This window comes from Lactiplantibacillus sp. YT640, assembly GCF_049745435.1.
Lineage (GTDB): Bacteria > Bacillota > Bacilli > Lactobacillales > Lactobacillaceae > Lactiplantibacillus > Lactiplantibacillus plantarum.
In genome coordinates, this window is sequence record NZ_JBMNVY010000003.1 from 135,692 (window position 1) to 155,694 (window position 20,003).

Genomic DNA, 20,003 nt, shown 5'->3' on the forward strand with positions numbered 1-20,003 from the left:
CAATTAACAACTTTGACTGACCGTTTTTCACCATCACGGTCTCACTGTAAGTCGAATCCGTTAACCTTCTCTCATCAACACTTAACTATTCAGTTCTTCATCATCATAGCTGATGGTCGTTCGTTTGTCAATCCTCATTCTTCCGGGGCGCCAACGGTTGGTACCAACTGCCCATCTGATCGATGAAGCGTTTAGATTTCAATCGAACGCCCACTGAGTTCTGATAGATTTCATCCAAAATCCGGCGTAACTCCGCCGCTGTCCGCGGTTTGACCTTGATCGAATGAACCTTAGCCAAATCCAACACGGAAAACTGACGTAGATAAAAGATCGCTGCTGGACTAGCATGCAAGCGGTGGGGATCCAAATGCCAGTGCTGTTGACAGAGCAAACCGCCGTAACTTTCAGAATAATCTAACGGTAAATCACTTCGACCGCAAACCGTACACCAACGCAACTCTGGGGCCACCCCAAACGGTTGCAGTAACTGAATTTCGACCACGTTAGCCACCAATGCGGGGGCCACATCTTGATCAATCAGTTGCAGCGCACTGGTCAACTGTTGGTACCACCGCCCCACCGGTTGATTATCTGGAAAAGCGACGTCCATTAAGTTCATAACGTACGTGGCATAAGCGTTCAAAGCAATGTCTTGACTAATATGTTCAAGATACTGTACTGACTTGACACTATTAATATACGAGAGACCTTGATCACGTAAATCACCAACGTATTCCCCCATCGTGAACGGCAATAACTCCGCCGCCATTTTGAAGCCACGCCGACGCGCACCGCGGATAAAAAACATCTTCTTGCCATACTCGGCAGTTAAAAACTTGATTAGCATATCGCGTTCCCGGTAGTCCCGGCGAAAGAGCAAAATGCCGTTAAAATTCGTGACCATTTGTTGGGCCATCCGGATCACCTAGCGATTCTAATAGTCATCTTGCCGATAGCCATAGCTGGCTAGCAAGTCTTGACGGTCCTTCCAGTTCTCTTGGACTTTTACCCAGAGCTCAAGGTAGACCTTATCCCCAAGTAAGTGTTCAATATCACGCCGAGCTAACGAGCCAATCTTCTTGAGCATGCTACCACCCTTACCGATGATGATGCCCTTTTGCGAAGACCGTTCAATAATAATCGTGGCCTGAACGTGAATTTTTTCTTCATCTTGACGTTTGATCGAATCAATCACGACCGCCGTTGAATGGGGAACTTCTTGACGAGTCAATTCAAGAACCTTTTCACGAATCAATTCAGAAATGATAAACCGCTCTGGATGATCCGTAATTTGGTCGGACGGATAATACTGCGGTCCTTCCGGCAATTGGCCCTTCAAGGTCGTCAGTAGTTCATCAACGTTATTTCCTTCAAGCGCGGAAATTGGATAAACTTCCTTCCACGGCAAAGCGTCTTTATACTGATCCATAATCTCCAAGAGATGATCTGGATGGACTTGATCAATTTTATTAATCACTAAATAAATCGGTTGTTTAACCGTTTTAAGACGATCGATAATAAAGTTATCCCCGGCACCACGCCGTTCGTCCGCATTAATCATGAATAGTACGGCATCCACTTCACCCAAAGTTGACAAGGCGGACTTGACCATAAAGTCACCTAATCGACTATGCGGTTTGTGAATCCCAGGGGTATCAATGAAGACCATCTGCGTATCCGCAGTGGTATAAATCCCCTGGATACGGTTCCGCGTCGTTTGGGCTTTGTCAGACATAATGGCGACTTTTTGCCCAACGACCCGATTCAATAGTGTTGATTTACCGACATTGGGACGACCAATAATCGCCACAAAGCCGGAATGAAATGCTTGTTGTTCTGCCATAATTAATTCCTTTCAATCTTGTCCAATCGTTAACCAATTACTAGTTTAACCAACTGACAATTAAGTTCCAAATTTTAGGTGCAAACAACACTAACCCAACTAAGACGGCAAAGGCCGCGGCAAACACTACCGCACCAGCCGCAATGTCCTTAATTTTTTTAGCTAGGGGACTGAAATTAGGCCCAGTGATCATATCGGACAGGTTTTCTGCAATCGTATTGTTAATTTCACATAAGATGACCAGAAAAATCGCTAATGCTAGCCACAGCCATTCGTTAACGCTCAAGTGAACCCACCAGCCAGCAAACAAGGCCACCGCCCCCAGTACAAGGTGTGTTCGCATATTACGTTCTTCAATCACAACCGTTTTAAGCCCAGTCCACGCGTGTAGCCAGGACTGCCAAAACGAGTGATTTTTGCCAACCTGTAGCCGATCTGGTCTATTTTTCGAGGCCATAAGCGTCCAAAATCTGGCGTTGCAATGTAAACATTTCGGTTTCATCCGCTGGCTGAAGATGATCATACCCATTTAAATGTAAAAAGCCGTGAACGACCAAGTAACCTAGCTCGCGCGCCTCCGAATGGTTCAAAAAAGCGGCTTGTTCGCTAACCTTATCAACTGATATCATAATATCCCCGAGATTTAGTGGCATTTCCGCCGCCATCTCCGGATCCATCACAATCAAATCATCCTCGTCATCGTCGTGCATCGCAAAACTAATAACATCAGTTGGACGATCGACACCCCGATACTGTTCATTGATTTTTTGAATAGCATCGTTATTCATCAGGGTCACCGAGACCTCGGTATCATCCCGTAACTTTAACGTCTGACCAGCAAGATCAATTAAATCCCGAATCAATTGCAACTGTTCTGGCTGCGCTCCCGTTGTTGTTTGGTCGTATAATTCTAAATCCATAAGTGCCCCCTAGCGTTGTTCCACACGATCGTACGCCGTAATAATCTTGGCAACGACCGGATTTCTGACCACATCATCCGCCGTAAACTTAACGAACGCGACATTGCTAATGCCGCCCAAAATCTGTTCGGCTTGAATCAAGCCACTCTTAGTATGGTGTGGTAGATCAATTTGTGAGATATCACCATTAACAATCATCTTGGCACCGAAACCTAGCCGCGTCAAAAACATCTTCATCTGGGCATTCGTCGTATTCTGTGCTTCATCCAAGATGACGAACGCATGGTCAAGCGTCCGTCCCCGCATATAAGCCAGCGGTGCGATTTCGATGATACCACGATCCATTAAGCGCTGCGTATGTTCAGCGCCATAAATATCGTACAACGCATCATAAATTGGCCGCAGGTACGGATCGACTTTTTCCTTTAAATCACCAGGTAGAAAGCCAAGACTCTCACCAGCTTCAACCGCTGGCCGCGTCAAAATCAGCTTCTCGACATCGCCCCGTTTTAAGGCTGCAATTGCCATCACAACGGCAAGATAGGTCTTCCCAGTCCCGGCTGGACCAATACCAAACGTAATATCACTTTTAGCAACGGCTTGCACATACTGCCGCTGACCAAAGTTTTTGACACGAATGGGCCGTCCACGATTGTCCTTAATTAAGGTCTCTGAATAGAGGTCTTTAAAGTAATCCAAAGTCCCCCGGTTGACCATCTTAATAGCGCTAATAACATCTGGCGCCCCAATCTGAATACCTTGTTTAATTAAACTCGTTAAATTATCTAGTACTGCTTGCGTATTATGAACAGCAACCTCGTCATCACTGCTGATCGTCATTTGATCCCCAAACACGTGCAATTGAACGTGTAACCCATCCTCAAGCAAAGCTAAGTGGGCGTCTTCTGGTCCTAATAGCGCGACTGACTGGGCCGGATCGGCAATGAGAAATTTTTGTTCATATTTTGAGTTTTCGGTCAAAAACATGGACTCCTTTATTGACAGATTTAATCACCATTATTTAATAATGGCACCCGCAGTTAGCGTGATAACCACGCTGATTTCAGCAGGTATTTGTTAGTTAATCATAGCATAAAAGCCCCCATCGAACCAGTACAAGGACGCCTCGGCATTCGACAACGATTTTCTGAACAGCATTTTTCTTTCGAGCGATTAAATTGGCACGCTATCAATCAACGTAAGCCCAGTTAGATCAGTCCCTGCACCCATTGCTGATACTTAATCTGAACAACCGGTACTGCATTTCTGATCAACCAGAAGAAACAAAAAAACCGGAGAAAAATTTCTCCGGTTAACCGTTAATTCAATAATGATTTAACTGTTTGGTTGATCAGCTTGCCATCCGCCTGACCTTTAAGTTTTGGCATCACTGCCCCCATCACCTTGCCAAAGTCACCTTTACCAGTAGCTCCGACTTGTTGAATGGTGTCAGCAACAATCTGTTGAACTTCTTCGTCCGACAATTGTTTTGGCATGTACTGCTCAACAATTGCAATTTCTGCTTTAACGCCGTCGACTAAATCTTGACGACCCGCATTTTCGAATTCACTTAATGATTCGCGCCGTTGTTTCAGTTCACGTGAGAGCACGCTTACTTCCTCATCAGCCGTTAAATCATGGCCAACATTAATTTGTTCATTCATCAATGCTGACTTAAGCATCCGTATAACGCTGAGGGCTTGCTTATCGCGTGCCTTCATCGCAGCTTTTAGATCACCATTGAGTGTATCGATTAAACTCATTGGTTTTCCCTCCTCGTTAGGTCATTAGTAATCAATACTAATTACTTGAAACGACGACGGTTCTTACGCTTACGTGCTGCTTCAGATTTTAACTTCTTCTTCACACTTGGTTTTTCGTAGAATTCCCGTTTGCGGTATTCTTGTAAAGTACCACTCTTTGAAACGGTACGCTTAAAGCGACGAAGAGCATCATCAAGAGATTCGTTTTTACGAACGACTGTTTTTGCCATGTTAAATTCCCTCCCTCCGAGCTCAAAAAGTAACCGTTAAATTATGCATACTTACACATAACGCAACTGTTCTAGTAAATTATACATAAATTGAAAAAGGCCGTCAACCAAAGTTTACAATTTCCTTAAAATAAATCGTTAAGAGCAACGTCAGTTCGGACAGTAAATCGTTTTCATCCCCCGCCAGCTATGCTACACTAAGACTATTATCGAACCGAAATGAGGTTATTCTATGTCAGCAATTAAAGTCTTTATTTTATCTGATTCCATCGGTGAAACAGCTCATAACGTGGCCTTAGCTGCCGCTGCACAATTCTCCGACTATGACATTCGCTATCAGCGTTTCCCATTTGTCCGCACCGACTCACTGCTCCAGACGGTTTTGTCGCAGGCACTGAAGGAACACGCCGCCATCTTTCATACGTTTGTCGATCGCCGGCTCAGCCAAATCGTTAACCAATTTTGCGAAGCGCACGAGTTGCCTTATTATGACGTCATTACACCAGCTTTAGATACTTTTTCACAGATTACGCACGTCCAACCGTCCAATCACCCCGGTACCGTACACGCGTTAAACACCAACTACTTCGACCGGATCAACGCGATCGAATTTGCGGTCACTTACGATGATGGTAAGAATCCGAGTGGCTTTTTAGAGGCCGACGTGGTCTTACTGGGTGTCTCCCGGACCTCTAAGACTCCCCTGTCACTCTACTTAGCTAATCGTAACCTGAAAGTCGCCAACTTGCCACTAGTTCCTCAGGCCCAAATTCCTGACGAAATTTGGAAAGTTGATCCGAAAAAGATTTTTGGCCTAACTAACGATCCTGAAAAGTTAAACGATATTCGCCGGCAGCGAATGGTCCAATATGGGCTTAATCCCGACACCATGTATTCCAACACGGATAAAATTAAAGCCGAGTTGGAATACGCCGACAAGATCTTCAAAAAGATTGGGTGTTTAGTTATCAATGTCGCTAATAAGTCAATCGAAGAAACCGCCACTTTAATTACCGAAAGCTTGAATACTGACGACACTAACAATGGCTAGTATCACTAATTGCCAACTCACCGATGCCGCCTAAGTTTTCCTGACAATCAGCGCGTGCCACCTTCTAACGGTCAGCGCGCGCTTTTTTGCATCATTTTTCTTATCATTAATTAGGTCAGCTACTAATCATCAGTCGTGTCACTCACACGAGCTCGACACCACCGTCAACGTGCAACACTTGCCCAGTCATAAACTCATTTTGCATCAAATAAACATACGCCGACGCGACTTCGGCGGGCGTTGCCACGCGTTTCAAGGGATTACCAGCACTGACGGTCGCAGCCTGGGCCGCCAATTGTGCGTCCGATAGTTGGCGCCAAAGACCAGTCGGCGTCCAAGTCGGTGCAACTGCATTGACGCGATAGTCAGTCGCCAACTCTACGGCAAGTCCAACGACCATCGTATTAATGGCTTGATTGCCAACAATCGCTCCGGAGGCATTATCTGGCCGCCCACCAGCACCCGAAGTAAAAATCAGCGAACCGTGTTGGTTAAGATGGTGGCTGGCTAATTGGGCCACTTGCAGATTTGCAAAAAATTTATCTTCAACCGTCTGCCGAATCGCTGCAATCGAATTGTCCAAGAACCCCCCACCCATTGCACCACCTAACATTGAGACGACGTGGTCAAATGCGGGCTGAACTGCAAAAAAAGTTTTTAGTTGCGCCAGATTTTGTGCGTCTAACGCCGTTCCAGTCAAATGGTCTGATGGGCCTAATTGGGTGATGGCAGCTGTTACGTGCGCCGCCGTATGACCGATAATATGGACATCGGCGCCTTCCTGTAAGGCTTGGCGAGCAATTGCCATGCCGAAACCCGAAGTACCACCAATCACTAATAGCCGCTGTTTTTTCAATTGCATCGTCATTTTCCTCCTTCTAAAACAAAAAACGACAACCGACTAGCGATTATCGTTCAATTCTCATTAACGTTGCTGTTCAATATCTTCAATCAAATGCGGATTAAACTCCCCGGCCCGAAGCATTGCAATCTCATACTTATAAGGTGGCAATTGATGTTTCTTATCTTCCCCGACATACGGCGTTTCTAAAATCTTGCTGATGTCTGGCAATTGTGGATGATGGGCGACCTTATTCAAAGTATCAAAGCCAATCGTTCCCATACCGATATTCGTGTGCCGGTCCTTGTGAGCACCTTGAGGATTCTTAGAATCATTGAGATGGATCACTTTCAAACGATCCAGCCCAATCACATGATCAAATTCATTCAGGACACCGTCGAAATCGTCCTTAATCGCGTAACCGGCATCACTAGTATGGCAAGTATCAAAGGTAACCGATAACTTTTCATTATAAGTCACCCCGTCGATCATCTGTGCGAGTTCTTCAAACGTCCGGCCAACTTCAGTTCCTTTGCCAGCCATCGTTTCTAGCGCGATTTGAACGTGCTGCTCTGGCCGAATAACCGCGTTCAGTCCCTTGATGATCTGCGCAATGGCAACATCCGCTCCGGCACCAATATGTGCTCCCGGATGGAGCGTTAATTGTGTTGCGCCAACGGCATCTGCACGCTGGATCTCTTGATAGAGAAAGTCCGTTGCAAACTCAAAATAACCCGGCTTTTTCGTATTACCTAAATTAATGATGTATGGGGCATGTACGACGATCTGCCGGAGGTCATGAGCCTCGATTATCGGCTGTGCTTCGTCAATTTTCAGTTCGTCAATTGGTTTACGCCGTGTATTTTGGGGTGCGCCCGTATAGATCATAAATGTGTTGGCGCCGTAACTTGCCGCCTCATTGGCAGATCCGAGCAACATGTCGGGTGCCTTCATCGAAACATGTGAACCTAATCTAAGCATTGTAGTCCCATCCTTTTCGCAAGTTTACTAATTCCTGTCATACCTTAAAGTTGCCGGATACATATGATACCGGCATGATCACTCATTATCCAAATAAATCTGTCAAGTTATTCTAAGCGGTTGTGGTCACCCGTGGATAAAAGTACGCCAAGGTCCGCTCAATCGCATGACCGTCATTACGCGTATTCCATAACTGATTAAACTGGGTTAACTGTAACGGCGCACCCGGCATTGCTAGGACATGATTCAAGTCCACCACCGTCCGGACTAATGGTCCCGGCGCCCAGTCCCTAAAATCAGCTTGCAGGCCCACTTCTTGCTCATAGTGGTCCCAGTCAAAGACATAAAAAACGATTTTTTGACAATTTGGTAACAACGCGTAGTCAAACACAACTGAGGAGTAGTCACTGACCAAAGTATTAGCGACCGTCAACAATTCATCGGTACTAAACTCAGGTACCAATGTCACTAGGTCCGGGTAACGGGCTTGCAAATCACGTTCCTGCTCGGCCAAATGGGGATGTAACTTAATAATCAAGTGTTGATCGGGCCGCAACTTTAATTGCTTAAAATCAGCCGGCAACGCAAATTGAACACCGGCTCGATAAGTCGGCGCATACAAAATAACTTCCTGTTGTTTAAACGCCGGATACTTCTGATAAATGGCCGTTGCGGTTTGCATCACCCAGTCGGACTTACAATACCGATCCGAACGAGGATATCCCAAGACCCGCATCCGCGTCTGTGGGACGTGATAACTCGCTGCAAAAATCGTTCCCATCTTCTCAGAACCAACCACGTAATCAGTAATCTGATCATACACGGTCTGAAACCGACGCCGATCATCTGCGGGCCGCTGTGCCGTCTGTGGATCACCCCAACCAAATGTTTTGACCGCGCCAGCAGCATGCCAGAGTTGAATCAGTCGTTGTGGGGCCTGCCGCGTCAAGCCAGCGGTAAAGCCATAATAATTATCAAGATAAACGTCCGCTGCCCGGGTAATGACGGGAATTCCCGTCAAGGCAAATCGAACTGAATCATGAAACGGCCGTGTCACAATTCCCGCCTGTGCCAGTTGTGCCGCCCCGGTGGCTGCACTCGGCAAGTAATAAACAGTCAAGCGCCCGGGAACGCGCTGGTTCAACTGCTGAATAAAATCCAAATTGTCCGCAAAGCTCATCAAATAAATCACCTGATCATTTTTGCTAAAGTGCGCTAGCCACGATACAACTCGCACCAGCCAGACATAAATTACTTTCTTCACACTGGCCATCCTTTCATTTCATCATTAATTATTGGTAAAGCGTGCCCTACGTGACAATCAAAAATGTGCCAGCTCAATTACGCTTAAAAAGTTCAGATTAGCGTCAACTTACTTGAGCCGTCTGCCTTAGTCCACTAAATATAAACAACTATTTTTCAAGTCTGTTCCCCGTTAGTTGTTCATTAGCTCTGGGTCTAACTGATATGCACTTATGATCCAGCAATAACACAATGCTTGTATTATATAACAGATGCCCACACTTCGGCTAGTCGGGTCACTATTAATAGTGGTGTAAAAGTCGTCCCCGAACGCCTAATTAAAAAGTGCTTGCAAACAAGTCCCGAAAGTCCTGTTTGCAAACACTTTTAATCTGATAAATTCATCAAGGCTTCGGTTCATAAAAGTGACCGAGAATCTTGACCGTATCTGAAATGCTAACGAAAGCGTGCGGGTCAGATTCGGCCATGGCCGCCTTCAACTCGCCCATTTCGTAACGCGTGATGACTGTAAATAAAATCGTTTTATCATCATGTTGATAAGCACCTTCAGCGTTGTGCACGATGGTAACGCCACGACGAATCCGATTTTGAACGCTATCAATCACCGTTTTAGGGCGACTCGTAATAATCATCACTTGCATCTTCTGTTGGCGCGTATACGTCATATCCATGACCCGACCATTTACAAACAACCCGAGTGCGGAATAAAAGGCATATGGCCACCCGTAAACAAAGCCAGCCGCAATGACAATGATCGAGTTGAACGCCATGTTGATCGTCCCAATACTGCGACCCGTTTTACGGCGTAACACGATACCGATAATATCGAGGCCACCGGTTGAAATCCCATTTTTGAGGGCCGTTCCGGTCCCGAAACCATTAACAGCACCCCCAAAAATCGCACAAATGATGGGGTCATGGGTCAAACCAACTGGGGCAATCAGTTTGATCATAATACTAGATAGCGTAACAGCTAAGAACGTATACAACGTAAACTTATGCCCAATCGATCGCCACGCAATAATAAACATTGGAACATTCAAAATAAACAGTAACGCCGCAGTTGAAATCTGAACGGGAAGAAACTTGCTCATCAAACTATTAATCAATTGTGCAAGCCCAGTGATTCCTGAAGAATAAATATGCCCCGGCGTCCAAAAGTAGTTCATGGCAATGGAAACTAAAATGGCGTATATAAAAGCAGTTGACGCTTTCACAACATCACGATGGTGTTTGGATAACTGCTGAAAATCATCCATGAATTAAGTGTGCTCCTTTACGTTTTTGCTTTCGTTATTGTAACACGCCGATTCGCAAACGGCCGGTCTTTTGCAGTATTCTGCTAAAAGTCTCACGTTTCTCAGCAAACTCCCATTAATCAATCCGACTAATTTCCAGAACGAGCCCCGCTACGATAGTTATTATTAGATCACACCTATCGCGATGACCAGCAACTCACGCTTAGTCCACTTTAGGTGCATCGGCCCACTGCTCGGCGATGAAATCAGCGCGGCCACCCGCTTCTTGTTCCGCAAATACCACTGGATTATTTTTATAAAAGCGTTGGTGGCGTGCCTCGGCTGGATAAAATGGTTTAGCATCCTCAATCGCCGTTACGATTGGTTTACTAAATCGTTCGCTCACCTGTAATGCCCGTTTAGACGCTTCCGCGATCCGCCGTTGTTCCGGACCATTCACAAAAATGACCGGCCGATAATTATCACCACGATCTTGAAATTGCCCCATTGCATCGGTAGGATCCGTTTGATGCCAATAAATATTGACTAATTCCGTGTAACTAATGATATCGGGATCAAACGTAATTTTGACAGCTTCAGTATGACCCGTCGTATGCGCTTTGACGTCTTCGTAAGTGGGATTTTTCGTGTGTCCACCAGTATAACCCGAGACAACACTGTCGATTCCGGGTTGACTATCAAAAGGCTGAACCATGCACCAAAAACATCCACCCGCAAAAATTGCTGTTTCCATGAGAATTCCTCCAATTAAATATTAATATAAATTTAACACTAATTAAAAAGAACGTCCATTTCTGGACGCTCTTAATATTTTTATTCGGTTGGTTCATCATCCGTTACGGGATTGGTAATATTCAAATCCAAATCAGCTAATTGCTGGTCAGAAACCCGCGATGGTGCATTGGTCATTGGTTCTGACGCCTTGGAATTCTTAGGGAAGGCGATCACTTCACGAATGTTGTCGTTACCTGATAATAACATCGCGAACCGGTCTAACCCGATTGCTAAGCCACCATGAGGCGGAAAGCCCATGTCAAGGGCATCCAGTAAGAACCCAAATTGTTCTTGGGCTCGTTCCTTAGTGAAGTCCAATGCCTTGAACATCTTTTCTTGTAATTCGCGGGTATGAATCCGGATCGACCCGCCCCCGAGTTCATAACCATTCAAGATGATATCATATGATTGTGCATGGGCTTTGTGTGGATCTTCGCCATCATTCAAGTAATGAACATCTTCTTCATTGGGCATTGTGAATGGATGGTGAGCTGGTACCCAGCGCTCGATGCCTTCATCATATTCAAACAATGGCCAGTCAACGATCCATAGGTAAGCGTATTGATCTTGATCAATCAAGTCAAGTTCCTTAGCAATCGCGGTCCGTAAGTAACCCAGCGTGTCAGAAACTACTTTGAAACTGTCGGCAGCAAACAATAATAAGTCGCCTGGTTTAGCAGCAGCAGCACTCGTAATGGCTTCAAAGTCACCATCGTTCTTGAAGAATTTCGCAACGGGACCACTAAAGCCGTCGTCAGTGACCTTCATCCAAGCTAAGCCCTTAGCCCCAAACCGTTTAACGTACTCCGTGTACGCATCGATTTGCTTTCTAGAATATTGATCAGCACCGCCAGGAACTGCAATCGCCTTGACCAGGCCACCATTAGCGAGTGCATTATCAAAGACTTTAAAACCGGCGTTAGAAACGGCCGCGCCCATGTCTTTGAGTTCCATACCAAAGCGCACATCCGGCTTTTCAGAACCAAAACGGTCCATAGCTTCTTGCCAAGTCATCCGCGTAAACGGCGTCTTGATGTCAACACCCTTGACGTCCTTCATGACTTGCTTAATCAAGCCTTCAGTATAGGACTGAATTTCCTCAGCCGTTAAGAAGGATGTCTCCATATCAATCTGGGTAAATTCAGGCTGACGGTCACCCCGCAAATCTTCATCACGGAAACAGCGTGCAATTTGATAGTAGCGATCAAAACCGGCCCCCATCAGCAATTGCTTAAAGAGTTGTGGTGATTGTGGTAACGCGTAAAAATGCCCTTGATAGACCCGCGAAGGCACTAAGTAATCCCGGGCCCCTTCTGGCGTCGACTTCGTTAAGAACGGCGTTTCAATATCATAGAACCCGTTGGCATCAAAATAGCTATGAACTGCTTGGGTGATGCCATTACGAATTTTCAATCCACGTTGCATTTCTGGCCGACGCAAGTCCAAGTAACGGTACTTCAAGCGCAATTCATCTGATACGTTAATATCATCTTGAATATAAAATGGCGGGGTTTTCGCCTTATTTAAGATTTTGGCATCGTGAATCTCAACTTCAACTTTACCAGTCTTCATGCGGTCATTAACAGCGTCAGCATTCCGATTAACAACGGTTCCTTGCACTTCAATGACGTATTCGCCCCGTAACTGATCTGCTACCGCCAAAGCATCCGCTGAAAATTCCTGACTAAAGACTAATTGCACAATTCCTTCACGGTCCCGTAAATCAATAAAAATCAAACTCCCAAGGTCGCGGCGTTTTTGTACCCAACCTTGTAAAGTGACCGTTTGGCCTAAATAATCCTCATTGATGAGACCCGCATATGTGGTCCGTTTCATAAACGCTTCCTCCTTATAAATCGGCAAACTTGCCGTTCACACTACTTATCTAAAACTTGATGAGCATCTTGATAGATGTCCGCCATCGCAACCTTGGTTTCCTCACCAGTAGCCATAGCCTTCAAGTTAACGACCTGATCAGCCAGCTCGGTTTCGCCCACCGTCATCGTGTAACGGGCATTCAAGCGATCAGCACTCTTGAACTGAGCTTTAGGCTTGCGATCCAAGTAATCCCGTTCGGCCTTATAACCGGCTGCCCGTAATGCCTGTACCAGCTTCAAAGTCGTAGCACTAGCAGTGTCGCCAATTCCCACAACATAGACGTCCAACTGATCATCAGTTGGTACCGCAATGTTTTCAGCATCCATCAACACTAATAGTCGTTCAACACCTAGGCCAAAGCCAACACCCGAAACTTCAGGGCCACCTAATTCCTTAACCAATCCGTTGTAACGACCCCCAGCACAGATCGTCGTGTAGCCCTTGCCTAACGCTTTTGAGTGGGTCATAATTTCAAAAATCGTATGGTTATAATAATCTAATCCCCGGACCATCGTGGCATCAATCTCGTACGGAATTGCTAATGCATCTAAATACGTCTTAGTTTGATCAAAATGCGCTTGAGCTTCCGGAGACAAGTAATCTAAAATCGATGGTGCATCGGCCACAAATTGTTGATCTTCCGGTGCCTTACTATCTAAAACCCGCAATGGATTCTTGTGTAACCGTTCCTTGGAGTCATCACTCAATTCATCAAAGTGTGGTTCCAAATAATCAATCAAGGCTTGTCGGTAATCATCACGCGTTTGTTGATCACCCAACGTGTTGATGACCAGTTTCAAATCAGTCAAGCCAAAGGTTTTAAGTAAGTTATAGCCCATTGCAATTACTTCAACGTCTAGGGCAGCACTTTCACTACCAAAAGCTTCCACGCCTAATTGGTGGAACTCACGTAACCGACCTGATTGGGGCCGTTCATAACGGAACATTGGTCCCATGTAATAAACCTTGTATGGTTTGAGAACTTGCGGACCGTACAACTTGTTTTCAACGAACGCCCGGACGACGCCGGCAGTTCCTTCTGGGCGGAGCGTAATGTGCCGGTCACCCTTGTCATGAAAATCGTACATTTCCTTCGTTACAATATCAGAAGTATCCCCCGCTGAACGTGAGAAGACCTCGAAGTTTTCAAACATCGGTGTCCGGATCTCTTTGAATTGATAAGTCTTGAAGACGGCACGAGCCGTTGCTTCAACGTATTGCCACTTTTCACTATCGCCAGGCAAAATGTCGGCGGTGCCTTTAGGCCGTTGATATCTCATTAATAGTTCCTCCCTTGATTGCAATCGACAAAAAAAGCGCCCTTGATTATTTACCAAGGGCGCTATTAGCGCGGTACCACCTTTTTGAGTACTAATTGATAACGTCTGTAATCACAGGCGGAACGCTGCCGTTCACCTCAAAAGCGTCTCCTCATTGCGCACTATCCGGAATTCTCAGCACTACCGGTCTCTGGTTATAGTGGCGTACAATGCTCTTACTTTCTCTGCGGTCGATTGATTAATATATGGTTAAAGTTACACGAAAATCACTTAAAAGTCAACGATTCTAGTTAAAATTATCTCAAGATTTCGTCGGTCAGCTGTTTTTTTGGTATACTATTTGCAGCACTTCAAATTGCAATTATCTTAAATCTAGTTGGTGACAGAGCATGCAAGTTTTAAAACAATTTTGGCGTCAAATCACAGTCACGGTTATTTTTATCGGCCTAGTGATTGGCTTTGTAGTGCTATTAGCGACTAATAACACTGCGACTGTTAACATTGCCAACGTCAATATTCGTAGCGGTCCAGGCATGAGTTATGCGATCGAGGACGCTACGTCTAAGGGCACCAAGGTCCACATTATGAAACGCAAAAATAATTGGCTATACGTCCGTTATGCGGATCATAAATTCGGCTGGATTGCTAGTTGGTTAGTCAACGAACATAACAGTCAGTTGACTAAAACCACCAAAATCTCTGAAGCCACCATCGTTTTAGATCCCGGACACGGCGGTTCTGATTCCGGGGCGCTCTCGAGCAAGGGCAAGATGGAAAAAACGTACACGTTACGGGTCGCTAAAGCTGTAGCTAAAAAGCTCCGGACTGCTGGCGCACACGTTGTTTTAACCCGTGATTCAGATGAATACGTCGGCCTGAGTGCGCGTCCCGCAATCGCAAACAAGCTTCATGCAGACGCCTTCATCAGCTTCCACTTTGACAGCTCACCAGAAAAAAACACGGCTTCTGGGATCACGACCTATTACTATCATAAGTCAACCTCACTAGCACTAGCCAAGGCGTTAAACAATAACGTCTCGACCTTGCCAATTCCTAGTAAAGGAACGGACTTCGGTGACTTTCTGGTCATTCGTGATAATTCACGACCATCCGTATTGATGGAACTGGGTTATATTAATGATAAGTCGGACTTCAAGACGATCAGTTCTAAAAAGTACCCTCAAGAAGTAGCGCACGCGGTTTACGCCGGATTGAGTACCTACTTCGCCAATCAATAATAATGCAGTCAGCATGAAGTCTTTGAAAGTGGCCGTTATTCCAGTGACTGGGATAACGGCCACTTTTCGCGACTACTCAATCGATGAATCGCATATCAACTGACGCGGTTTACCTAAATAACCGTCTATTTGCCTGCACTTTAGCTCCGTACCGGACGTCTAACCTCATTTCACACTCTTACGGATCAGCGCCACTAATTGTTAATAACAATTAATTGCGTTACAGTGATGGTAACCGTATTTAACATCGCAGCAAGGAGGAGTTAACATGCACTTAACAAAAGCTTGGCTCGCACAACTACCACTCACTGACATTCAGCAAGTGCAACCAGTGAGCGGTGGCGACATCAACGCGGCCTTTCAAATCATCACCCTTCATCACCAATATTTTTTAAAGGTCCAGCCGCACAACGACGTTACTTTCTTTGACCACGAAGTCGCTGGATTGCGACTACTTGGTGCAGTGACTAAGACACCGCGTGTCATCGCCAGTGGCACGATTGCCACGGACGGCTATCTCTTATTAGATTGGCTAGCGACCGGGACTGGCAGTCAATCCGCACTGGGAGCGGCTGTCGCCAAAGTTCATCATCAACACCACGCCCAATTTGGTCTTGACCACGACTTCACAGCTGGCAAGTTACCGAAAATTAATCATTGGCAGACTGATTGGGCAACTTTCTATACACAACAACGTTTAGATGTATTAGTCAATTTGGCTAAGGAGAACCATTTATGGTCAGAAACGCGTGAAATACATTATCACCGCTTACGACAACAACTGTTGCAAGATTCCCACATGCATACGGTAAAACCAAGCCTGTTACATGGCGATTTGTGGTCAGGTAATTACTTATTTGACACGACCGGTACACCCGTTTTGATCGATCCCGACGTGTTTTACGGTGACCGAGAGCTGGATCTGGCCATGACGACGATTTTTGGTGGTTTTGATGCTGATTTTTATCAGGCCTACCAAGCGGCCTACCCGGTTGCGCCCGGTATGCAAGACCGCCTACCAAGCTACCAACTCTATTATTTACTGGCCCACCTGAACCTGTTTGGTGAAACATACGGACCAGCCGTTGACCGAATCCTCATGCAATATTAATACAAGCCTCGTGACCGAATCCTCTCAATGAGCTGTACGGGTCGCGAGGCTTGTATATAATTTTTTAGCTACAATCATCAGTTATCACAATATTTCGAGTGTCTAGACTAGTCGACAAAGGTCAATAAGTCGTTTAAATCCGTAACTTGAACTTCCGGGGCACTAGTCACCGTAATCAGGCGGTCAATATCAAATAAATATCCGGTAATCCCAGCATTGTGACCGGCATCGATGTCCAAGTTGCGATCACCCACCATAACGGCGCGTTGACAGTCGACCTGGTGTTTATTCAATAAATAATTCAACGCAGCTGGATCAGGTTTACGTGGGAATGGCTGAGCAGCCGTAACCGCATCTGTGAAATATTGGGCTAAACCCGCTCGTTGTAAATAGGCTTGTGCGCTTTCGTCACGATGGGTCATCAAATAATTGTGACCACCAACTGCGATAACTTTTTCAAGCACCGCTTGAGCACCCGCAAAGGCGGCCGGTGCATGCTGTAATTGTGGCTCCCAACGTTGATAGCCCGCCCGTAAATCATGCCAATCCCAACCATACTGAGCCGCAACCATTCTTTCCGCATAACCAACTGACTGTTGCCGCATCAGCTGGTACGTTGTATCAGCCGGAATAGTCCCACCTAACTCGGCAACTGCTTTTTGGAAAGCTTGGACCATGGCTGGATAAGTATCTAACAAGGTTCCATCGAGGTCCCATAAAAACTCACGCATCTCATTCACTCCCGCTAATAATTGTAATAGCCAAAAAGCTGAAAGTACCGGATTGGTCTTTCAGCTTTTACTTCAACGTTGATCAGTATCATAACAAATCGTGACCGGCCCATCGTTAACCAAGGAAACTTGCATATCGGCACCAAATTCACCAGTCGCAACGGTCACGCCACTGGCAGCTAATTGCTGATTAAATGTATCATACAATTTGCTAGCCAATTCAGGATTACCCGCCGCTGTAAAACTTGGTCGATTACCATGGCGCGTCTCCGCGTATAACGTAAACTGCGATATCGACAAGATTGCTCCACCGACTTGTTGAATATTCAAATTCATTTTTCCATCTGCGTCACTAAAAACGCGGAGGTTTAAAATCTTATGCGCGATGTAATCCAATTCGGCTTGACCATCGCCATCTTGAAAACCAACCAATAGGACGAAACCGTGGTCAATCGTGCCCCGAACTTTCCCATCAATACTAACTTGTGCCTGCTGTGACCGCTGAACAATGACTCGCATAGAAGCCTCCTAAAACATTTTCCGTTCGACAACGTAAAGGTCCTGAACATTTTTCAGACTGTCAATGATTCGTTGGAGATGTTCCAAGTTGCGAACCCCCAACGAAACACTAATAATGACCATCTTGTTGTGATCGACCTTACCGTTGACATTGGTCAAAAATTTCGTGTGATTATTGATAACTTTCAACACATCGTTGAGCATGCCATTACGGTTATAACCTTGAATTTCCAAATCAGAATTGTAGTTCGTTCGGTCACCCTCGGGATTCTCCCACTGAACATCAATCAACCGTTCACCATTTGCTTCTGCGCTCTTAACGTTCGGACAATCAACACGGTGAACCGAAACACCGCGCCCCTTCGTAATATAACCAACAATCTCATCACCCGGAATTGGAGAACAGCAATGACTTAGACGTACGAGTAAGTTGTCGACGCCTTGAATAATCACCCCACCAGAAGATGAGACCTTTTGCCGCTTCCGATCCTGCTTCTCCTGATCCTCATTATGATGATCTTTCGATTTCTTCTTCGCTGGCGCTTCCGTAGAGTCTGCCAAAATGGCCTCCTCACGTTCACGCTGCCGATTAGCCTCGCGCTGTTTACGAACATCACTCGTTAACCGGTTAGCAATCCCTACCGGTTGGACGTCACCAAACCCCAAGGCCGCGAACAAATCATCCTCACTACCGTAGTGCATCTTTTGAGCGACCGCCGTCACCTTGTCCTTAGTCATGATTTCTTTTGGATTAAACTCTAAATCACGTAGCTGCTTCTCAAGCAAATCACGACCCGTAATGATGTTTTCCTCACGGTCAGCATTGCGGAAGAACTGTTTGATTTTATTACGGGCCCGCCGCGTATAGACTAATTTCTGCCAATCACGGCTAGGACCAGTTGAACTAGTGGACGTTAAAATATCCACGATATCACCATTTTTGATTTGGTAATCCAATGGAACGATCTTGCCATTGACTTTCGCACCAGTCGTATGGTTACCCACTTCCGTATGGATCGAATATGCCATATCCAGTGGTCCAGCGCCCTTTGGTAATTCTGTCACGTCACCCTTGGGCGTAAAAGCATAGACCCGGTCACTAAAGAGGTCGCCCTTGACGCCCTCCATAAAGTCGGCAGCGTCCTTACTTTCATCCTGTAGCTCAATGATTTCTTTGACTAAGTTCAACTTGTTGCCCGACTGAGTCTCTTGGACCTCGTCGCGTTTACCTTCCTTATACGCCCAGTGTGCTGCGACCCCGTATTCAGCGACCCGGTGCATTTCAAACGTCCGGATCTGTATTTCGAGGGGCTTACCTTCAGGACCGACCACCGTGGTATGCAAAGATTGATACATATTGGCCTTGGGCATCGCAATATAATCTTTAAAACGCCCCGGCATGGGCTTCCATTGTGTGTGAATCGCACCTAAAACTGCATAACAGTCCTTGATTGAATCCACGACTACCCGAATTGCCAGCAGATCGTAAAGTTGGCTAAACTGTTTGTGTTTGTCCCGCATCTTCTTATAAATTGAATAGATATGCTTCGGACGACCATAAATTTCAGCTTCTGGTAGTTCCAGATCATGGAGCGCCTTTTGAATGTCTTGAATGGCAATCTCGATGTACTTTTCACGGTCCTCACGCCGCGAATTCATCAAGTGGACAATGCGATAATACTGTTGAGGATTCAAATAACGTAGTGAAATATCTTCTAGTTCCCATTTAATCGTGCTGATCCCTAATCGATCGGCAATGGGGGCGTAAATTTCCAACGTTTCATTTGCAATTCGCCGCTGTTTATCGGGCCGCAGATGCTGCAATGTCCGCATATTATGCAAGCGATCAGCTAATTTGACAATCATGACTCGAATATCTTTAGACATCGCCAACAGTAATTTACGGTGATTTTCAGCAAGCTGTTCTTTGTTGGACTTGTACCGAATCTTACCCAGCTTGGTGACCCCGTCAACAATAACGGCCACGTCATGACCAAACAGTTCTTCAACGTCTCCTAAAGTAACACCAGTATCTTCCACAACGTCGTGTAAGAAACCCGAAGCGACGGTTTCAGGGTCCATCTTCAATTCAGCTAAGATACCAGCAACTTGAATCGGATGCATAATATACGGCTCACCAGATTGGCGATACTGATCCTTATGCACATAAGTTGCAAAATCACACGCCCGTTTAACTAACGCGACGTGATCACTATTCATATACTTTTGAACCATGTCCAGGACATCCTGGGCAGTCCAGGTAGGTTGTTTGGGCATTTTATCACCACGACTTCCACAAAGATTCTATTTAATAAAAGGCA

The 20,003-nt window shown here is 45.7% G+C and carries 20 protein-coding genes; 3 read left to right on the forward strand and 17 right to left on the reverse strand.

Features of this window, described 5'->3' with window-relative positions; genetic code table 11:
• Positions 1–127: 127 nt before the first annotated feature.
• From recO to rpsU, 7 genes are all read right to left on the reverse strand, one after another.
• Entirely contained in the window at positions 128–904 is a 777-nt protein-coding gene (gene recO / locus ACOV1R_RS03445) for a DNA repair protein RecO (protein ID WP_003644472.1), read from the reverse strand.
• Positions 905–934: 30 nt separating this feature from the next.
• Positions 935–1,843, reverse strand: coding sequence for a GTPase Era (era, locus tag ACOV1R_RS03450; RefSeq protein ID WP_003640679.1), 909 nt, complete (start codon positions 1,841–1,843; stop codon positions 935–937).
• A gap of 40 nt (positions 1,844–1,883) precedes the next feature.
• Entirely contained in the window at positions 1,884–2,300 is a 417-nt protein-coding gene (locus tag ACOV1R_RS03455; RefSeq protein ID WP_003640680.1) for a diacylglycerol kinase family protein, read from the reverse strand.
• A complete protein-coding gene (gene ybeY, locus ACOV1R_RS03460) occupies positions 2,284–2,763 on the reverse strand; it encodes an rRNA maturation RNase YbeY (RefSeq protein WP_003640681.1) in 480 nt (159 codons plus the stop codon). The genes ACOV1R_RS03455 and ybeY overlap by 17 nt, the downstream gene beginning before the upstream one ends.
• Positions 2,764–2,772: 9 nt before the next feature.
• The gene (locus ACOV1R_RS03465) at positions 2,773–3,750 is read right to left on the reverse strand and encodes a PhoH family protein (RefSeq protein ID WP_003644473.1); all 978 of its coding nucleotides are present in this window, start codon (positions 3,748–3,750) and stop codon (positions 2,773–2,775) included.
• A gap of 332 nt (positions 3,751–4,082) precedes the next feature.
• Positions 4,083–4,526, reverse strand: coding sequence for a GatB/YqeY domain-containing protein (locus ACOV1R_RS03470; RefSeq protein WP_003640683.1), 444 nt, complete (start codon positions 4,524–4,526; stop codon positions 4,083–4,085).
• A 41-nt stretch (positions 4,527–4,567) separates the two neighbouring features.
• Positions 4,568–4,756 (reverse strand): 30S ribosomal protein S21, encoded by a 189-nt coding sequence (rpsU, locus tag ACOV1R_RS03475; protein ID WP_003638914.1) that lies wholly within the window; start codon positions 4,754–4,756, stop codon positions 4,568–4,570.
• Positions 4,757–4,988: 232 nt separating this feature from the next.
• Here rpsU and ACOV1R_RS03480 point away from each other — a divergent pair, with 232 nt between their 5' ends.
• Positions 4,989–5,807: a pyruvate, water dikinase regulatory protein gene (locus ACOV1R_RS03480; protein ID WP_003640684.1), complete on the forward strand. Its 819-nt coding sequence runs from the start codon at positions 4,989–4,991 to the stop codon at positions 5,805–5,807.
• Positions 5,808–5,949: 142 nt separating this feature from the next.
• Here ACOV1R_RS03480 and ACOV1R_RS03485 read toward each other — a convergent pair whose 3' ends face one another.
• From ACOV1R_RS03485 to hisS, 7 genes are all read right to left on the reverse strand, one after another.
• Positions 5,950–6,675 carry an SDR family oxidoreductase gene (locus tag ACOV1R_RS03485; RefSeq protein ID WP_054519011.1) on the reverse strand — a complete coding sequence of 242 codons (726 nt, stop codon included), beginning with the start codon at positions 6,673–6,675 and terminating at the stop codon, positions 5,950–5,952.
• A gap of 57 nt (positions 6,676–6,732) precedes the next feature.
• Positions 6,733–7,629, reverse strand: coding sequence for a deoxyribonuclease IV (locus ACOV1R_RS03490; RefSeq protein ID WP_003640686.1), 897 nt, complete (start codon positions 7,627–7,629; stop codon positions 6,733–6,735).
• Between the two features lie 112 nt (positions 7,630–7,741).
• A complete protein-coding gene (locus tag ACOV1R_RS03495) occupies positions 7,742–8,902 on the reverse strand; it encodes a CDP-glycerol glycerophosphotransferase family protein (RefSeq protein WP_003645978.1) in 1,161 nt (386 codons plus the stop codon).
• 373 nt (positions 8,903–9,275) lie between these two features.
• Positions 9,276–10,151 (reverse strand): YitT family protein, encoded by an 876-nt coding sequence (locus tag ACOV1R_RS03500; RefSeq protein ID WP_003640688.1) that lies wholly within the window; start codon positions 10,149–10,151, stop codon positions 9,276–9,278.
• A gap of 202 nt (positions 10,152–10,353) precedes the next feature.
• Positions 10,354–10,884, reverse strand: a complete 531-nt coding sequence (msrA, locus tag ACOV1R_RS03505) for a peptide-methionine (S)-S-oxide reductase MsrA (protein ID WP_003644477.1) — start codon at positions 10,882–10,884, stop codon at positions 10,354–10,356.
• 80 nt (positions 10,885–10,964) lie between these two features.
• Positions 10,965–12,761, reverse strand: coding sequence for an aspartate--tRNA ligase (gene aspS / locus ACOV1R_RS03510; protein ID WP_015380436.1), 1,797 nt, complete (start codon positions 12,759–12,761; stop codon positions 10,965–10,967).
• A gap of 41 nt (positions 12,762–12,802) precedes the next feature.
• Complete coding sequence (gene hisS, locus ACOV1R_RS03515) at positions 12,803–14,083, reverse strand: histidine--tRNA ligase (RefSeq protein ID WP_003640691.1); 1,281 nt, start codon at positions 14,081–14,083, stop codon at positions 12,803–12,805.
• 389 nt (positions 14,084–14,472) lie between these two features.
• Here hisS and ACOV1R_RS03520 point away from each other — a divergent pair, with 389 nt between their 5' ends.
• Positions 14,473–15,321 carry an N-acetylmuramoyl-L-alanine amidase gene (locus ACOV1R_RS03520; RefSeq protein ID WP_003645977.1) on the forward strand — a complete coding sequence of 283 codons (849 nt, stop codon included), beginning with the start codon at positions 14,473–14,475 and terminating at the stop codon, positions 15,319–15,321.
• A gap of 268 nt (positions 15,322–15,589) precedes the next feature.
• Positions 15,590–16,432: a fructosamine kinase family protein gene (locus tag ACOV1R_RS03525; protein ID WP_097557983.1), complete on the forward strand. Its 843-nt coding sequence runs from the start codon at positions 15,590–15,592 to the stop codon at positions 16,430–16,432.
• Positions 16,433–16,539: 107 nt separating this feature from the next.
• On the opposite strand, the gene ACOV1R_RS03530 is transcribed toward ACOV1R_RS03525, so the two are convergent.
• The 3 genes from ACOV1R_RS03530 to ACOV1R_RS03540 all read right to left on the reverse strand — a co-directional run bounded on the left by ACOV1R_RS03530 (position 16,540) and on the right by ACOV1R_RS03540 (position 19,959).
• Complete coding sequence (locus ACOV1R_RS03530) at positions 16,540–17,163, reverse strand: HAD family hydrolase (RefSeq protein ID WP_003645975.1); 624 nt, start codon at positions 17,161–17,163, stop codon at positions 16,540–16,542.
• 72 nt (positions 17,164–17,235) lie between these two features.
• Positions 17,236–17,682 (reverse strand): D-aminoacyl-tRNA deacylase, encoded by a 447-nt coding sequence (gene dtd, locus ACOV1R_RS03535; protein WP_003640695.1) that lies wholly within the window; start codon positions 17,680–17,682, stop codon positions 17,236–17,238.
• A gap of 9 nt (positions 17,683–17,691) precedes the next feature.
• Positions 17,692–19,959, reverse strand: coding sequence for a RelA/SpoT family protein (locus tag ACOV1R_RS03540; RefSeq protein WP_003640696.1), 2,268 nt, complete (start codon positions 19,957–19,959; stop codon positions 17,692–17,694).
• Positions 19,960–20,003 lie beyond the last annotated feature (44 nt).

Excerpts from the sequence above, each read along its gene's own strand:
- recO (WP_003644472.1), bottom strand. The coding sequence starts at position 904 with ATGGTCACGAATTTTAACGGCATTTTGCTCTTTCGCCGGGACTACCGG.
- era (WP_003640679.1), bottom strand. The coding sequence starts at position 1,843 with ATGGCAGAACAACAAGCATTTCATTCCGGCTTTGTGGCGATTATTGGT.
- ACOV1R_RS03455 (WP_003640680.1), bottom strand. The coding sequence starts at position 2,300 with ATGGCCTCGAAAAATAGACCAGATCGGCTACAGGTTGGCAAAAATCAC.
- ybeY (WP_003640681.1), bottom strand. The coding sequence starts at position 2,763 with ATGGATTTAGAATTATACGACCAAACAACAACGGGAGCGCAGCCAGAA.
- ACOV1R_RS03465 (WP_003644473.1), bottom strand. The coding sequence starts at position 3,750 with ATGTTTTTGACCGAAAACTCAAAATATGAACAAAAATTTCTCATTGCC.
- ACOV1R_RS03470 (WP_003640683.1), bottom strand. The coding sequence starts at position 4,526 with ATGAGTTTAATCGATACACTCAATGGTGATCTAAAAGCTGCGATGAAG.
- rpsU (WP_003638914.1), bottom strand. The coding sequence starts at position 4,756 with ATGGCAAAAACAGTCGTTCGTAAAAACGAATCTCTTGATGATGCTCTT.
- ACOV1R_RS03480 (WP_003640684.1), top strand. The coding sequence starts at position 4,989 with ATGTCAGCAATTAAAGTCTTTATTTTATCTGATTCCATCGGTGAAACA.
- ACOV1R_RS03485 (WP_054519011.1), bottom strand. The coding sequence starts at position 6,675 with ATGACGATGCAATTGAAAAAACAGCGGCTATTAGTGATTGGTGGTACT.
- ACOV1R_RS03490 (WP_003640686.1), bottom strand. The coding sequence starts at position 7,629 with ATGCTTAGATTAGGTTCACATGTTTCGATGAAGGCACCCGACATGTTG.
- ACOV1R_RS03495 (WP_003645978.1), bottom strand. The coding sequence starts at position 8,902 with ATGGCCAGTGTGAAGAAAGTAATTTATGTCTGGCTGGTGCGAGTTGTA.
- ACOV1R_RS03500 (WP_003640688.1), bottom strand. The coding sequence starts at position 10,151 with ATGGATGATTTTCAGCAGTTATCCAAACACCATCGTGATGTTGTGAAA.
- msrA (WP_003644477.1), bottom strand. The coding sequence starts at position 10,884 with ATGGAAACAGCAATTTTTGCGGGTGGATGTTTTTGGTGCATGGTTCAG.
- aspS (WP_015380436.1), bottom strand. The coding sequence starts at position 12,761 with ATGAAACGGACCACATATGCGGGTCTCATCAATGAGGATTATTTAGGC.
- hisS (WP_003640691.1), bottom strand. The coding sequence starts at position 14,083 with ATGAGATATCAACGGCCTAAAGGCACCGCCGACATTTTGCCTGGCGAT.
- ACOV1R_RS03520 (WP_003645977.1), top strand. The coding sequence starts at position 14,473 with ATGCAAGTTTTAAAACAATTTTGGCGTCAAATCACAGTCACGGTTATT.
- ACOV1R_RS03525 (WP_097557983.1), top strand. The coding sequence starts at position 15,590 with ATGCACTTAACAAAAGCTTGGCTCGCACAACTACCACTCACTGACATT.
- ACOV1R_RS03530 (WP_003645975.1), bottom strand. The coding sequence starts at position 17,163 with ATGCGTGAGTTTTTATGGGACCTCGATGGAACCTTGTTAGATACTTAT.
- dtd (WP_003640695.1), bottom strand. The coding sequence starts at position 17,682 with ATGCGAGTCATTGTTCAGCGGTCACAGCAGGCACAAGTTAGTATTGAT.
- ACOV1R_RS03540 (WP_003640696.1), bottom strand. The coding sequence starts at position 19,959 with ATGCCCAAACAACCTACCTGGACTGCCCAGGATGTCCTGGACATGGTT.